The 13,965-nt window shown below is 68.8% G+C and carries 13 protein-coding genes; 10 read left to right on the forward strand and 3 right to left on the reverse strand.

What is annotated here, in order from left to right:
• Nucleotides 1-5: 5 nt before the first annotated feature.
• Nucleotides 6-1,298 carry an NDMA-dependent methanol dehydrogenase gene (gene mdo, locus FHX42_RS18105; protein ID WP_182545592.1) on the reverse strand — a complete coding sequence of 431 codons (1,293 nt, stop codon included), beginning with the start codon at nucleotides 1,296-1,298 and terminating at the stop codon, nucleotides 6-8.
• A gap of 403 nt (nucleotides 1,299-1,701) precedes the next feature.
• Here mdo and mftA point away from each other — a divergent pair, with 403 nt between their 5' ends.
• From mftA to mftF, 7 genes are all read left to right on the forward strand, one after another.
• Nucleotides 1,702-1,806 (forward strand): mycofactocin precursor MftA, encoded by a 105-nt coding sequence (mftA, locus tag FHX42_RS18110; protein ID WP_182545593.1) that lies wholly within the window; start codon nucleotides 1,702-1,704, stop codon nucleotides 1,804-1,806.
• A complete protein-coding gene (gene mftB / locus FHX42_RS18115; protein ID WP_220480583.1) occupies nucleotides 1,796-2,110 on the forward strand; it encodes a mycofactocin biosynthesis chaperone MftB in 315 nt (104 codons plus the stop codon). Before mftA ends, mftB begins: the two co-directional genes overlap by 11 nt.
• An 83-nt stretch (nucleotides 2,111-2,193) precedes the next feature.
• Entirely contained in the window at nucleotides 2,194-3,369 is a 1,176-nt protein-coding gene (gene mftC, locus FHX42_RS18120) for a mycofactocin radical SAM maturase (protein WP_220480565.1), read from the forward strand.
• A gap of 53 nt (nucleotides 3,370-3,422) precedes the next feature.
• Nucleotides 3,423-4,619 (forward strand): pre-mycofactocin synthase MftD, encoded by a 1,197-nt coding sequence (mftD, locus tag FHX42_RS18125; protein ID WP_182545595.1) that lies wholly within the window; start codon nucleotides 3,423-3,425, stop codon nucleotides 4,617-4,619.
• 90 nt (nucleotides 4,620-4,709) lie between these two features.
• The gene (gene mftE, locus FHX42_RS18130; RefSeq protein WP_182545596.1) at nucleotides 4,710-5,435 is read left to right on the forward strand and encodes a mycofactocin biosynthesis peptidyl-dipeptidase MftE; all 726 of its coding nucleotides are present in this window, start codon (nucleotides 4,710-4,712) and stop codon (nucleotides 5,433-5,435) included.
• A 96-nt stretch (nucleotides 5,436-5,531) separates the two neighbouring features.
• A complete protein-coding gene (locus FHX42_RS18135; RefSeq protein WP_182545597.1) occupies nucleotides 5,532-6,320 on the forward strand; it encodes a mycofactocin-coupled SDR family oxidoreductase in 789 nt (262 codons plus the stop codon).
• Nucleotides 6,317-7,690 carry a mycofactocin biosynthesis glycosyltransferase MftF gene (gene mftF / locus FHX42_RS18140; RefSeq protein ID WP_182545598.1) on the forward strand — a complete coding sequence of 458 codons (1,374 nt, stop codon included), beginning with the start codon at nucleotides 6,317-6,319 and terminating at the stop codon, nucleotides 7,688-7,690. Before FHX42_RS18135 ends, mftF begins: the two co-directional genes overlap by 4 nt.
• A gap of 141 nt (nucleotides 7,691-7,831) precedes the next feature.
• On the opposite strand, the gene FHX42_RS18145 is transcribed toward mftF, so the two are convergent.
• Complete coding sequence (locus FHX42_RS18145) at nucleotides 7,832-9,514, reverse strand: class I adenylate-forming enzyme family protein (protein WP_182545599.1); 1,683 nt, start codon at nucleotides 9,512-9,514, stop codon at nucleotides 7,832-7,834.
• Between the two features lie 8 nt (nucleotides 9,515-9,522).
• Entirely contained in the window at nucleotides 9,523-10,500 is a 978-nt protein-coding gene (locus tag FHX42_RS18150; protein ID WP_182545600.1) for a cyclase family protein, read from the reverse strand.
• Nucleotides 10,501-10,689: 189 nt separating this feature from the next.
• On the opposite strand from FHX42_RS18150, the gene FHX42_RS27475 reads away from it, so the two are divergent.
• The 3 genes from FHX42_RS27475 to FHX42_RS18165 all read left to right on the forward strand — a co-directional run bounded on the left by FHX42_RS27475 (nucleotide 10,690) and on the right by FHX42_RS18165 (nucleotide 13,955).
• Nucleotides 10,690-11,607, forward strand: a complete 918-nt coding sequence (locus FHX42_RS27475; RefSeq protein WP_328796379.1) for a TetR family transcriptional regulator — start codon at nucleotides 10,690-10,692, stop codon at nucleotides 11,605-11,607.
• Between the two features lie 229 nt (nucleotides 11,608-11,836).
• Complete coding sequence (locus FHX42_RS18160; protein ID WP_182545754.1) at nucleotides 11,837-13,114, forward strand: hydroxyacid-oxoacid transhydrogenase; 1,278 nt, start codon at nucleotides 11,837-11,839, stop codon at nucleotides 13,112-13,114.
• 136 nt (nucleotides 13,115-13,250) lie between these two features.
• Complete coding sequence (locus FHX42_RS18165) at nucleotides 13,251-13,955, forward strand: mycothiol-dependent nitroreductase Rv2466c family protein (protein ID WP_182545601.1); 705 nt, start codon at nucleotides 13,251-13,253, stop codon at nucleotides 13,953-13,955.
• The last annotated feature ends 10 nt before the right edge of the window (nucleotides 13,956-13,965 follow it).

Genomic DNA, 13,965 nt, shown 5'->3' on the forward strand with positions numbered 1-13,965 from the left:
TGCTGTCAGGTCAGCAGGTCGTCGAGATCGCCGTTGAACGCGTGCTCCACGACCGGGCGCACCGTTTCGAAGGTGGTTTCCTTCGGATTGCCGGGCGTGCAGCTGTCCCCGAGGATGTGCTGCGACACGCGGTCCACGTCGTCCTTGTCGCCCTTGATCGTGGTCCGCTTCTCGTAGAACTTCGTGGGGCCCTGACCGAGCCGGTTCTTCTCGTGGGTTTCCTGGTTGATGTCGGTGAACTTCTCCGTGATTCCCACGTCGCGCAGCAGCCGGACCGCGGCGGCCACGGCGGCGTCGGCGGCCTTCACGTCGTTCATCCCCGTGGTGTCCACGCCGAGCGCCTCGGCGAGCTTGGCGTACTGCTTGTAGGCCACCGGCAGGTTCCAGGCCCACACGCGCGGCAGCGCGATCGCGTTGTTCAACCCGTGGTGGGTGTCGTAGAAGGCGCTGACCGCGTGCGAGATCGAGTGCACCACGCCGAGGCCACCGGAGTTGAACGCCTGCCCGGCGATGTACTGGGCGTACATCATGCCCTCGCGGGCGGCCAGGTTCTGCCCGTTCCACGTGGCGGTGCGCAGATGCTCACCCACGAGTTCGGCGGCGTGGCGCGCTTGCCCCAGGGCGGGGGTGAAGTCGAGCCGGGCGACGTAGGGCTCGGAGGCGTGCGCGAGGACGTCGAAACCGCACTGCGCGGTGAAGTGGGTGGGCAGGTCGTAGTACAGCACCGGATCATCGATGGCCAGCGTGGTCACCGAGTGGTCGTCGAAGGCGACGTACTTGTGCGGGTTGTCCGGGTCGGTGGTGGTGTCGGTGATGACGTAGGCCCACGAGGTCTCCGAACCGGTGCCTGCCGTGGTGGACACGGCGATGTGCGGCGGGTTCTTGGAGTTCTCGCTCTTGTTGAAGCCCTCGAACTCGTTGACGTTGCGCCCGTCGTGGGCCACCGAGATCCGCGCGCCCTTGCACGCGTCGTGCGAGGAACCACCGCCGATGGAGACGAATCCGTCGCACTTGTTCTCCTGGTAGAGCTGCACCGAATCCATGACGTTGTAGTCCTTCGGATTCGACTCCACCTTGTCGTACAGGACCGGTTCGAGCCCGTGGTACTTCAGCGACTCGAAGATCTTGTGCACGATGTCGGTTCCGCGCAGTCCGGAGGTCATCACCAGCGGGCGGCGCATCCCGATGTTGAGGGCCTCCGGGCCGATCATCTCGTGTGATCCCGGACCGAGCAGTGCCCGGGGCATCGGGTGGAACTCCTTGAGCGGGAAGGGCTTGAACAGCTCTTCTACCTGCATTCGTTTTCCTCTCGTCGCACGTCCGGTGTTCGCCTTCGCGAATTCCTCGCCGGTTTCCGTGATTCGAATCACTCGAGAGGGACGGTAGGGCGGTTCGTCGGCGGTGCGGAAGGCATCGCGACCGGAACCGCCGAGTCGGTGAGTCAGGAATGCCCGACCGGTCCGGCGGGGGACTGACCGAACGGAGGGGATTCGGCGTCCGGACACCGTTCGGCGGATCGCCCCGGAGGGCGTTTTCACTGCTCCGGCTGCTTCTCGGACGAACGGGACAGTGCCCTACCTGACTGAACGGACGGGGAGGTGACGACCGTTGGCACGGCGACCGGCCACCGTGTCCCGGGCTAGCTTCGGTGGCGTCGGTGCGAACCACGTCACACCGCTCGATGGATCAGGAGGACGTGCGATGAGTGAGCAGAACGATTCCGAGCAGCCGGCGCCCGAGGACGTCGCCGCTGAGGACCTCCTCGTCGAGGAGGTCTCGATCGACGGGATGTGCGGTGTCTACTGAGGCCCGCTCCTCCGGGGTCGCGGCGGCCCCGGAGGAGCCCGCCCCGGTGTTCGACCCGGACGGTCCCTACCGGCTGAGCCCGAACGTGTCATTGCGCCCCGAACGCTTCGGGGCGCTGGCCTACCACTTCGGCACCCGCAAACTCTCGTTCATGAAAACGCCGCAACTGGTCGAGATCGTGCGGGAACTGACCCGGCACCCCTCGGCCCGGTCGGCCGTGAGCCACCTGTCCGGGGCCGAGCAGACGAGCTACCTCAAGGCCCTGGCCTCGCTGGCGCACGCGGGCATGATCGTGCCCGCGTGAACGCCGTTCCCCTCGCAGCAGCCGCGAAAGGTCGATGCATGAACGCGCCCTTGAAGACCAGCACCGCCAACACCTCGGAAGTTCTGCCCCTGGTCGAGCAGTTCAAGTACGGACTGGACTCGCCGATCTGTTTGACCTGGGAGTGGACGTACGCCTGCAATCTGTCCTGCGCGCACTGCCTGTCGGCGTCCGGGCGGCGCGATCCGGACGAGTTGAGCACCGACGAGATCAAAGCGGTGATCGACGAGCTGGAGCGGATGCAGGTCTTCTACGTCAACGTCGGTGGTGGAGAGCCGACCGTGCGCCCGGACTTCTGGGAGCTGGTCGCCTACGCCGTCGAGCACAACGTGGGCATCAAGTTCTCCACCAACGGCTACCGGATCGACGAGGAACACGCCCGGTGGCTGGCCGCGACCGACTACGTGGACGTGCAGATCTCGCTGGACGGCGCCACGCCGGAGGTCAACGACGCGGTGCGCGGGCCCGGTTCGTACGACACGGCGATGGCCGCGATGGCCAACCTGTACGCGGCCGGGATGCGCGGTTTCAAGATCTCGGTGGTGATGACCAGCCAGAACATCGACCAGCTCGACGAGTTCAAACGCATCGCCGACGGGTTCGAAGCGCAGCTGCGCATCACCCGGCTGCGCCCCTCGGGCCGCGGCGCGGACGTGTGGGACGAGCTGCACCCGAGTGCGGAGCAGCAGTGGACGATCTACCGGTGGTTGCTGGACCACGGTGACGAGGTGCTCACCGGTGACTCGTTCTTCCACCTCAACGCGCTGGGATCGGAACCGCTGCCGGGGCTGAATCTGTGCGGCGCCGGGCGCGTGGTGTGCCTGATCGACCCGGTCGGCGACGTCTACGCCTGCCCGTTCGCCATTCACGACGCGTTCCACGGGGGCAATGTCCGCGAGGCGGGATTCGGAGCCGTGTGGTGGGATTCCGAGCTGTTCAACGAGCTGCGCCAGCCCCAAACGGGTGGGGCGTGCCTCTCGTGCTCGGCCTACGACGCTTGCCAGGGTGGTTGCATGGCCGCGAAGTTCTTCACCGGACTTCCGCTGGACGGGCCGGACCCCGAGTGCGTCAAGGGGCACGGCGAGGCGGCGCTGGCCGAGGTCGACGCGGAGCGGACACCGCGCCCCGCGCAGGACCACTCCAAGCCCAGCGCGAAGCAGCAGCAGGTGCTGCTGGGGCTGCCCGCGCTGCGCCGGCCGGACCGCGCCTGCGACGAGAGCCCGCTGGCGGGCATGACCTGAAGCCGGGCCGCCCGCCCGCGCTACTCCGACTAGTCAGGAAAGGAAGGCTTCCCATGGGTAGCGGCTGGTTCGAAACCGTGGCCGAGGCACAGCGCAGAGCGCGCAAACGGCTGCCGTGGTCGGTGTACGGAGCGCTCGTCGCCGGTTCGGAGAAGGGGGTGACACTGGAGGACAACCAGGCGGCCTTCGCTCAACTGGGCTTCGCCCCGCATGTCGCGGGACTGCACTACGAGCGGGAGCTGAGCACCACGGTGATGGGCCAGCCGCTCTCGTTCCCGGCGTTCATCTCCCCGACCGGGGTGCAGGCGGTGCACCCCGACGGGGAAGTGGCCGTGGCCCGCGCGGCCGCGAACCGCGGCACCGTCATGGGTCTGAGCGGATTCGCGAGCAAACCCGTCGAAGAGGTCGTGCCGGCGAACCCGCAGACCTTCTTCCAGACCTACTGGGTCGGCAGTCGCGACGACATCGAACGGCGGATGCGGCGCGCCCGGGAGGCGGGCGCGGTCGGTTTGATCGCCACGACCGACTGGTCGTTCTCGCACGGGCGCGACTGGGGAAGCCCCCCCATTCCGGAGCGGATGGACCTGCGCACGATGCTCAAGCACGTACCGCAGGCGCTGACGCATCCGCGCTGGTTCGCCGAGTTCGCCAAAAGGCGCCGGATTCCGGATCTGAAGGTGCCGAACATGCGGGAGCAGGAGGGGGCCGAGGCACCGACGTTCTTCGGCGCCTACGGCAAGTGGATGTTCACGCCCCCGCCGAGTTGGGACGACATCCGCTGGATGGCCGAGCAGTGGGACGGGCCGTTCATGCTCAAGGGCGTCGGACGCGTCGACGACGCCAAACGCGCCGTCGACGCCGGAGTCACCGCGATCTCCGTGTCCAACCACGGGGGCAACAACCTCGACAGCACACCCGCGCCCATCCGCACCCTGCCGCGCATCGCCGACGCGGTCGGCGACCAGGTGGAGGTGGTGCTCGACGGCGGCGTCCGCCGCGGTAGCGACGTGGTCAAGGCGCTCGCGCTGGGCGCCAAGGCCGTCATGATCGGCCGGGCCTACCTGTGGGGGCTGGCGGCCAACGGGCAGGCAGGTGTGGAGAACGTCCTCGACATCCTCCGCGGCGGCGCCGACTCGGCGTTGATGGGCCTGGGCAAGTCCTCGGTGCACGAGCTCGACCGTTCCGATGTGGTCGTTCCGCCCGACTTCGAGAGCGGGTTCGGGGGAGTGGAAACCGTCGGGGCCGGCTGAGGTGCTCCCGAAAGGCGCCCGGCCCCGGCCCCGGCCCCGGCCCCGGCGCCGAGCGGACGTCGTCGTACGCATTCCCCGGGGGAGCGAGTGATGAGCTTGTTGGCGGAGCGGTCCTGGAGCGATCTCGTCGACCGGCGCCCCACGGTCCTGCTTCCTCTCGGCGCGTGTGAACAGCACGGACCGCACCTTCCCCTGGACACCGACTCGGTGATCGCGGGGGAGGTGGCCGAGCGGGCTGTTTCGAGGCTGTCGGGCGAGATCGACGCGCTCCTCGCCCCGGCCCAGCCGTACGCCGCCAGCGGGGAGCACGAGGGCTTTCCCGGAACCGTCTCCATAGGGCACCGCGCTTTGACGTTGCTGCTGGTGGAACTCGGGCGATCGATGAGCCGATGGGCGCACAAGCTCGTCGTCGTCAACGGCCACGGGGGTAACCACGCGAGTGTCGAGGCGGCCGTATCGGGGCTTCGCCGGGAGGGGCGGGACGTGGCGTGGTGGCAGTGCGGTGTCAGCGGTGGTGATGCGCACGCCGGTCGCACAGAGACGTCGTTGATGTGCGCTCTGCGTCGCGATTCGGTCCGCGTGGAGCACGCTCGTGAGGGCCGGACCGAGCCGCTTCGAGAGTTGATGCCCGAGCTCACCGCGAAGGGGGTGGTCGGGGTGAGCTCGAACGGAGTTCTCGGTGACCCGGTGGGGAGCTCCGCCGCGGAGGGGGCGGGCGCACTGGCGCGCATGGTCGAGCAGCTCGCCACGGCGGTGGCGGAATGGCAGGTCGAGGACGGGTTCCTGCGAAGCGCTTCCCGAGGAACGAACTCGTGACCTGTCGATGATGGTGAGCACGCGGTACGAGTCAGCACGAGCTCGGGCCACCACGACCCGTGGCTCCACGAGTGCTGTCGCGTGAGGAGGAGCTCGATGACTGAACCGAGGGTGGCCATGGTCACCGGTGCCGCGCGCGGTATCGGTGCGGCGGTGGTCCGGCGGCTGGCCGGAACCGGCTGGCGCGTGGTGGCCGTCGACCGGTGCGCCGACGACCCGCGTGTCGACTACCCGCTGGCGACCGAGGACCAGCTCGCCGAACTCGCGCGGGAGTACCCGGGGAAGGTGGTCGAGGCCGTCGTGGACGTGCAGGACCCCGAGGCGCTGCGCGAGGCGGTGTCCTGGACCGAGGAGCGCTTCGGCGGACTCGACGCGGCCGTCGGGGCCGCCGCGTTGATGGCGGGTGGAAAACCGTTCTGGGAGGCCGACGAGTCCGAGTGGGACGTGTTGTTCTCGACCGGTGTCTCCGGAGTCGCCAATCTGGCGCGTACCGCGATTCCGGCCCTGCTCCGGCGACCGCAGCCGCGCAGCGGCCGCTTCGTGGCCCTTGCCTCGGCGGCGGCGCACCGCGGTCTGTGGCGACTGAGTTCCTACAACGCGGCCAAGCACGCCGTTGTGGGGCTGGTGCGCGGCCTCGCGACCGATCTGCGTGGTACGGGTGTCTGCGCGACGGCGGTCTCACCGGGTTCCACGCGGACCGACATGCTCGATGCGACGGCAGGCCTCTACGGACTGTCCGATGTCGAGGAGTTCGCTCAGCACCAGCTCAGCGAACGTCTGCTCGACCCCGACGAGGTGGCCGCGGCGGTGTGCTTCCTGTGCTCGCCGGAAGCTTCCGCGGTCACGGGCACCGTCGTCCACGCCGATGGGGGGTTCACCGCATGAGTGCTCACGAGGAGTCCGACGAGTCGTTGCCGGAGGGGACGCTCCTGAGACCGGACGACTCGGTGCGTCGATTCGTGCACGGCAGGGTGCTGATAGGTGGTTCACCGCTGCGGCTCCTCCGGTTCGGAACGTGGAGTGCGCGGCTTTTCGATCGTTGGGTCGGTGGCGAGCCGGTCGGTGGGAACGCGCGGGAGCGGCAGCTGGCCCGGCGGTTGCTCGAGGCCGGCCTGGTTCACCCCGAACCACCGGGGGGACGATTCGGTCCCGCTGACGCCACTCTCGTGTCTCCCGTGAAGGATGACCCGGCGGGAGTGCGTCGCCTGCTGGCCGCTACCGGTGAGCTCGCCGAGCGGCTCGTCATCGACGACGGCTCCGCCGAACCGCTCCCCGAAGCCGTGCTGCGCGACGAGAATCCGCTGGGTCCCGCGGCGGCTCGCAACGCAGGGTGGCGACTCGCGCGAACCGAGCTGGTCGCCTTCGTCGATTCCGATGCCGTACCCGGGACGGGATGGCTGGACGCGGTGCTTCCGCTGTTCGCCGATCCGAAGGTGGCGGCCGTCGCACCGCGAATTCTCAGCGGTCCGGGCGATGCGTCCGTCGCGCGCTACGAGGAGGACCGATCCAGCTTGGACCTCGGCGACCGGCCCGCGCTCGTGCGCCCGATGAGCCGGGTGAGTTACGTGCCCAGTGCCGCGCTCGTCGTGCGCCGGAGCGTTCTCGCCGAGCTGGGTGGTTTCGACGAGCGGCTGCGCTTCGGCGAGGACGTGGACCTCGTGTGGCGGATGATCGAGAGGGGACACGTCGTGCGGTACCAACCGGAGTCGGTCGTGCGGCACGCCTCGCGCACGGGCCTGCTGCCGTGGATGCGGCAGCGATTCGACTACGGTACTTCCGCGGCACCACTGTCCACGCGGCATCCCGGACTGCTCAGCTGCGCGAAAGTGTCGCGTTGGAGCGCGATCTCGTGGGGGTTGCTGTTTTCGGGGCGTCCCGCGGCCTCCCTGGCGACAGCGGTGGTGACAGCCGCGCTGTTCCCCCGCAAACTTCGTGGTCGGGGGATCCCCACCGCGGAGGCGTTGCGGCTGGCCGGGTGGGGGCATCTGGGGGCCGGAAGGATTCTCGCCGAGGCCGTTCGGCGCACCTGGTGGCCGCTCGCGCTCGCCGCCGCGTTGTTCGGCGTCAGAGCGCGCATCGTGGTGCTGGCCGCGCTGCTTCCCTGCTTCGCCGAATCGAGGGGCAGGACTCCCGGTTGGCTCGCCCTGCGCGTACTCGATGATCTGGCGTACGGAGCCGGTGTGTGGGTGGGGTGCGCGAGAGAACGCAACCTGGACCCGCTGCGTCCCCGATTCACGGACGACTCCTTGCGGTGAATCGGTTGCTCGGGATCCGCTCTCGCGGTTCCCGAGCGAGTCGGAGGAACTCGGCCCGGAAGGGATGGGGTCTCCCCTCCGCGCGGCGGGTCGGGGCGTTCGGCGCGAAGTCCGGCCCCGACCCGCGACGGGATTTCGGTACTACGCGCGATCGAGCCGTTCGCGCTCCCCGGATTGGTGGGAACGCAGTTCGCGGCGCAGGATCTTGCCGGTCATCGTCTTGGGCAGCTCGTCGAGGACGAGGACCTCCCGGGGATACTTGTAAGCCGCCATGCGCTGCTCGCAGAACTCGATGAGCTCGGCCTGGTCGGCGTGGTGGTCGTCCCGCAAACTGACGAAGGCCCGGACCGTCTCGCCCCGGTAGGGATCGACCGCACCGACCACGGCTGCCTCGCGCACGGCCGGGTGCTCGTAGAGCACGTCCTCGACCTCCCGGGGCCACACCTTGTAGCCGCTGGCGTTGATCTGGTCCTTCTTGCGATCTACCAGGTAGAACCACCCGTCGTCGTCCATGTATCCGACGTCGCCGGTGTGCAGGCGTCCGCGCGGCATGGCCCGGGCGGTCTCCTCCGGGTTGCCCCAGTAGCCCGGAACGACCTGGGGACCGGAGGTGACGATCTCGCCGACCTCGCCGACGGGGAGCTCGGCACCCTCGTCGTCGACGATGCGCGCGATCGTGTTGTAGATCGGAACACCGACGGACAGCGCCCCGGAGCGCGGGTCTACCGGAGCGTGGGAACCGAACGGCACACCGAGCGCGGGGGAGTTCGTCTCGGTCAGCCCGTAGAAGTTGTGGACGTAGTGTCCGAAGCGCTCCCGGAACCGCTGCACGGTGGAGGGAGGGATGGGAGCGCCGCCGGAGTAGATCCTGGTCAACGTGGACATCTGCTCGGAACGCACCTCGGAGGAGTTCATCAGCGCGATGAACACGGTGATCGAACCGATGGTGAAACTCGCCCGGTGCTCGGCGACGGCCTCGGCGACCACGCCGGTGTCGAAGCGATGCGTCAGCACCAGCGGACAGGGGTTGAGCAGGGCGACCGCGATGTGCCCGATCAGTCCGGTGATGTGGAACAGGGGCGCCACACCGAGCACGACGTCGTCTTCGCCGACGTGGCACCACCGCTGGTAGGTGTGGGCGTTGAAGGCGACGTTGCGGTGGGTGTTCATCGCTCCCTTGGGAGGACCCGTGGTTCCCGAGGTGTAGGTCAGGATCGCCACGTCGTCGGGGTCGACGTCCACCGGCCGCGGCGCGCGTCCGCGACCGTGCTCGATCAGTTCGCTCATGTCCTCGGCACCCTCGGGAGTCCCCCGGCGCGCCTCGCCGAACGCCCGGGGGTCGTCGCGAGTTTGGTACTCCAGCTCCGACGTGGTGATCACCAGCCGGACCTCGGTCTCGCCCACGACGTCACGCGCCGTGTCGTACAGTCCTTCGAGGCAGACGAGCGTCGTCGCGCCGGAGTCGGTGAGCAGCGTGAACAGTTCGCGGTGCTTGTTCATCGGGTTGACGGACACCGCCACCGCCCCGAGCTTCCACACCGCCAGCAGGGTGATCACGAACTGCGGGACGTTCTGCAGGTACACGGCGACCCTGCCGCCCCGGGACACGCCGCGTTCGCCGAGGGCGACGGCGAGAGCGTCGGCCATGTCGTCCAGTTCGGACACGGTGATCGCGGCGTCGAAGTAGCGGATCGCGTCCCGGTCGGGCGCACGCCGGACCGAGTCGTGCCACAGGTCGGTCATCGTCGAGCGCTCGACGTCGAGATCGGCGGGTTGGCCCGTCTCGTAGCGGTCGAGCCAGGGCCGGGTTTCGGGAACACCCATGTCTCCTCCTACCGGATCACGACGGGGTTGACCGGTGCGCCGGTTCCTTCGACCACCTTCAGCGGTGCCGCCGTGTACAGGAAGCTCCACCGCCCGTCGGCCGCGCAGGCCGCGGCGAGGTCGTCCAGCCAGCACACCTCGGTCAGCACCAGGCCGAGGTTGCGCATCAGCGCGCAGTGCAGCGGCAGCATCGCGCCGGACTCGGGATCCTTGGTCACCTCGTTGGCGATGGTGTCGGTGACCAGATTCGGGATCTCCGCGTGCTGGAACCACTCGACGAGTTCCCGGGAGTGGGTCAGGCCGGGTTCGCAGAAGTCCGCGTAGAACTCCTCCTCGGTCGTGGTGTACCAGTAGGGGACGAAACCGGTCCGGATCAGCAGGATGTCGTGCTTCTCGATCGTCACGCCCTGGGCGCGGGCGGCTTCCTGGAGATCACGATGGTCGAAGGTCTCCCCCTTGGCCAGGTGCTCCTTGCCGCGATGACGGGCCATGTCGATGAGGACGCCGCGACCGGCCACGCCCTTCTCCGCGATGGGCAGCACGGAAGCCTTGTCCAGGCCGCCGACGGTCGTCTCGGCGTCGTAGCCGTTCCAGATCCTGTCGTCGTACCAGACGTGCCCGAGCGCGTCGTACTGCGTGGAGCCCTGCAGGAAGATCCTGGCGACGTCGTCGGCGTAGTGCAGGCCACCGGGAAAGTCCGGCGCCGTCCCGTCGGCGTCCGGGGCCCAGGACCCCTCGTCGAGGATGTTCTCCCGCTCGATGCTCTTGCGCCCCGGAAAGACCGGATCGCCCTTCGGGTGCCCCATCTGCGTCTGCAGGGTGAACGTCTCGCCGGTGCGGATGTGCCGGACGCCGCGAAGCACTTCCGCGTCGTCCAGGTAGTTCAGACATCCCAGCTCGTCGTCGGGTCCCCACTTGCCCCAGTTCGTCGGGGCGTCGGTACCGAGTACTTCGCGCATCGGAGGAGTCGGTTGCGTATCCGTCATCGGATCTCCTAGTCACCTGGGACCGATCGATCGATCGCCCGTGCTGTGATTCAATTCTCATGGTGCGGATAATGTGTTTTCACTGTCAATACAGCACAGGGCGCTGAACGAACCGAATCACGAGATCGCCGAACGGATGTGTTTAGCTGTGACGAACAGAAAATCCATTGGTCCAGGTGGAGGAGCGGCGTGAGAGCGAACTCGACGAACTCGGAGCGGGCGGAGCGGATCAGCGGCACGCAGGTGCGCCGAGCGCGGTTGTCGCACGGCTCGTCGCTGCGGCGACTCGCCACGGCGGTGGGGGTGAGTCCGGCGACGCTGAGCCAGGTCGAGAACGGCAGGACCCGGCTCAGCGTGGGACGGCTGGGACGGATCGCCGAGGCGCTGGAAACGACCCCGCAGCAGATCCTGGCCCTGCCCCCGGAGGCGGAAAGTCCGCCGGAGGCCTCCTCCGCTCGCGGTCCGCGCCGCAAGCACCGCGGCGAGCGAACCGCTCCGGAGCGGAACTGGAGGCACTACCCTCCGCTGGAGTTCTCCCCCGTCCTGGCGGCGGCCCTGGCCGAGTTCCTCCGCGCCGGCTACCACGGGACTTCGGTCCGCGACATCGCTCGTCGCAGCGGGTTGTCGGTATCCGGTCTCTACCACCACTACGTCAGCAAGCAGGACATGCTCCGCACCGTCCTCGAACTCACCATGAACGAGCTGCTGCTGCGCTCCCGGGAAGCCCGTGCGCAGGGGAGTGGTCCGGTGGAACGCTTCGCGCTGCTCGTCGAGTGCCTGGCACTGTTCCACACCCACCGCCACGAACTCGGTTTCGTCGGGGCGAGCGAGATGCGCAGCCTCGAAGCGGACAACCGGGTCTCGATCGCGGCCATGCGCAACGCGCAGCAGTGCATGGTCGACGAGGAGGTGGAAGCCGCCGTCGAGCAGGGACTTTTCCACAACAGCAGTCCGCACGAGGCCTCCAGGGCGGTCGTGACGATGTGCACGGCGCTACCGCAGTGGTTCCGTCTCGACGGGCCGCTCTCCCCCGAGCGGATCGCCGAGTGCTACGTCGAGTTCGCGTTGGACCTGATGCGGTACCGCTCCGACGGTTCCGGCGGGTGAGTGCGGCGGTGTCCCGGCCCGGCGGTCTTTGACATGTGGTCCGACGCGTATCAGGCTGTTGCCCGTTCCCGGCCGATGCGGCGCGAGAAGGCGCGCACGATGTCGCTGCGCGGCATCCGAGCGCACCGGTGCCGAAGTGATTTTCGGGCACGATCCCGGGCAGGCGGCCAAGCTGCCGTTCACGCCCGAGCCCCCTGCTCCCGAGCGGTTCGAGGAAGGTTCGCAGCGGATGACCGAGTACCAGCACGAGACGGTGTTCACCTGGGGCGCCACGCCGCTGAAGTTCGGCACCGGTGCCGCCGACGAGATCGGGTTCGACCTGGCGCAACAGGGCGCCGGGCGGGTACTGATCGTCACCGATCCGGAGATCGCGGCCAGCGGAGTACCGCAGCGGGTGGCCGAAGCGGCCGAGAACGGTGGTCTCGAGGTGGAGATCTACGATCAGGTGCACGTCGAGCCGACCGACGAGAGCGTCACCGCCGCCGTCGAGTTCGCGCGGCGGTCCACCTGGGACGGTTTCGTCGGGGTGGGCGGCGGATCGTCCATCGACACCGCCAAGGCCGTCAACCTGATGACCACGTACCCGGCGGAGCTCTACGACTACGTCAACGCACCGATCGGGAAGGGCAGGGCGCCGGACGGGCCGCTCAAACCCCTGATCGCGGTCCCCACCACGGCGGGTACCGGCGCGGAGACGACTCCGGTGTGCATCATGGACCTGCTGGCGCACCGGGTGAAGTCCGGTATCAGCCACCCGCGGCTGCGGCCGACCATGGCCGTCATCGACCCGCTGCTGACGCTGCCGATGCCGCCCGAGGTCACCGCGGCCAGCGGGATGGACGTGCTCTGCCACGCGCTGGAGTCCTACACGGCCAAGCCGTATCACTCCTTCGCGCGGCACCGGCCCGAGACCCGGGTCGCCTACTGCGGCTCGAACCCGATCTCGGACGCGTGGGCCGAGCACGCACTCGAGTTGATCTCCCGGTCGTTCCGCAGGGCCGTGCTCAACGGTGGTGACCTCGAGGCGCGCACCGACATGATGCTGGCCGCGACGTTCGCCGGCATGGGCTTCGGCAACGCGGGAGTGCACATCCCGCACGCCTGCGCTTATCCGATCGCCGGTCGGGTGCGGGAGTACCGGCCCCACAACTACCCGCAGGACGAGGCGCTGGTGCCGCACGGCGAGTCGGTGTCGCTGACGGCACCGGCCGCGTTCGAGCACACCTTCCCCGCCGATCCGCGGCGGCACCTGAAGGCCGCCGAGCTGCTCGATCCGACGGCGCCGAAGACCGACGAACCCGCCCGCCAACTGCCCGCTGTGCTGACGAGACTGATGCGCGACATCGACGTTCCCAACGGCATCGGCGCCGTCGGATTCACCGAGTCGGACATCCCGGAGCTGGTGGAGGGCGCACTCAAGCAGCAGCGGCTGCTGACCATCTCGCCGCGACCCGTCGACGCGATGGGCTTGGAAACCGTCTTCAGGGCCTCGTTGGAGAACTGGTGAGCGCGAAGCGGATCCACGACCACGAGTGCGTTGACGGCCACCGCTTCGAGGCTGCGGAAGTGCCTCGAACTGTCCGGCCACGCGCGGCGCACCCGGGGACGTGTGCGGCCGGTCGGTGAGCGGGTACTCGAAGAGCATGAGTACGGATCTCGAATTCTTCTTCGACCCGGTATGCCCGTTCTGCTGGGTCACCTCCCGCTGGGTGATCGAGGCGTCGAGGCAGCGCCCGCTCGAGGTGCGCTGGCGTCCCCTGTCGTTGGCGATCCTCAACGAGGAGACCAGCTACGAGGAGCGCAAGAAGGCCGCTCCCGAGTATCCCGACAGTCATCAGCGGGGGCTGGAGATGTTGCGGGTGGTCCACGCCGCCCGCGAGACCGCCGGTTCCGGGTGCGTCGGCGATCTCTACACCGCGCTGGGCGAGCTGGTGTGGAACTCCGAGGCGCCGGAGGGCGACGATTTCAACGCGGTGATGCACGAGATGGCCCGTCAGCGTGACCTGCGCCCGGCGCTCGAACGGGTCGGTCTGCCCGCCGACCTCGCCGACGCCGCCACCGAGGAGGCTCGCGACGCGGACCTGCGCGACGAGACCCGGGAGGCCACGGACCGCTGCGGCGGCGGGGTCGGCACCCCGATCCTGTCCTTCGCGCCCCCGGACGGTCCGGCGCTGTTCGGACCGGTCATCGACTCCGTCCCGACCGGCGACGAGGCGCTGCGCCTGTGGGACGCGGTGGAAACGCTCGCGAGGTGGCGGGGTTTCGCCGAGCTCAAGCGCAGTCTGCGCTCGTTCCCCGAGACCCCGCTGACGGCGAAACTCGCCCGCACCGACACCGGGGTGCGCTGACCGGCTCGGT

Source organism: Halosaccharopolyspora lacisalsi (genome assembly GCF_014137975.1).
GTDB lineage: Bacteria > Actinomycetota > Actinomycetes > Mycobacteriales > Pseudonocardiaceae > Halosaccharopolyspora > Halosaccharopolyspora lacisalsi.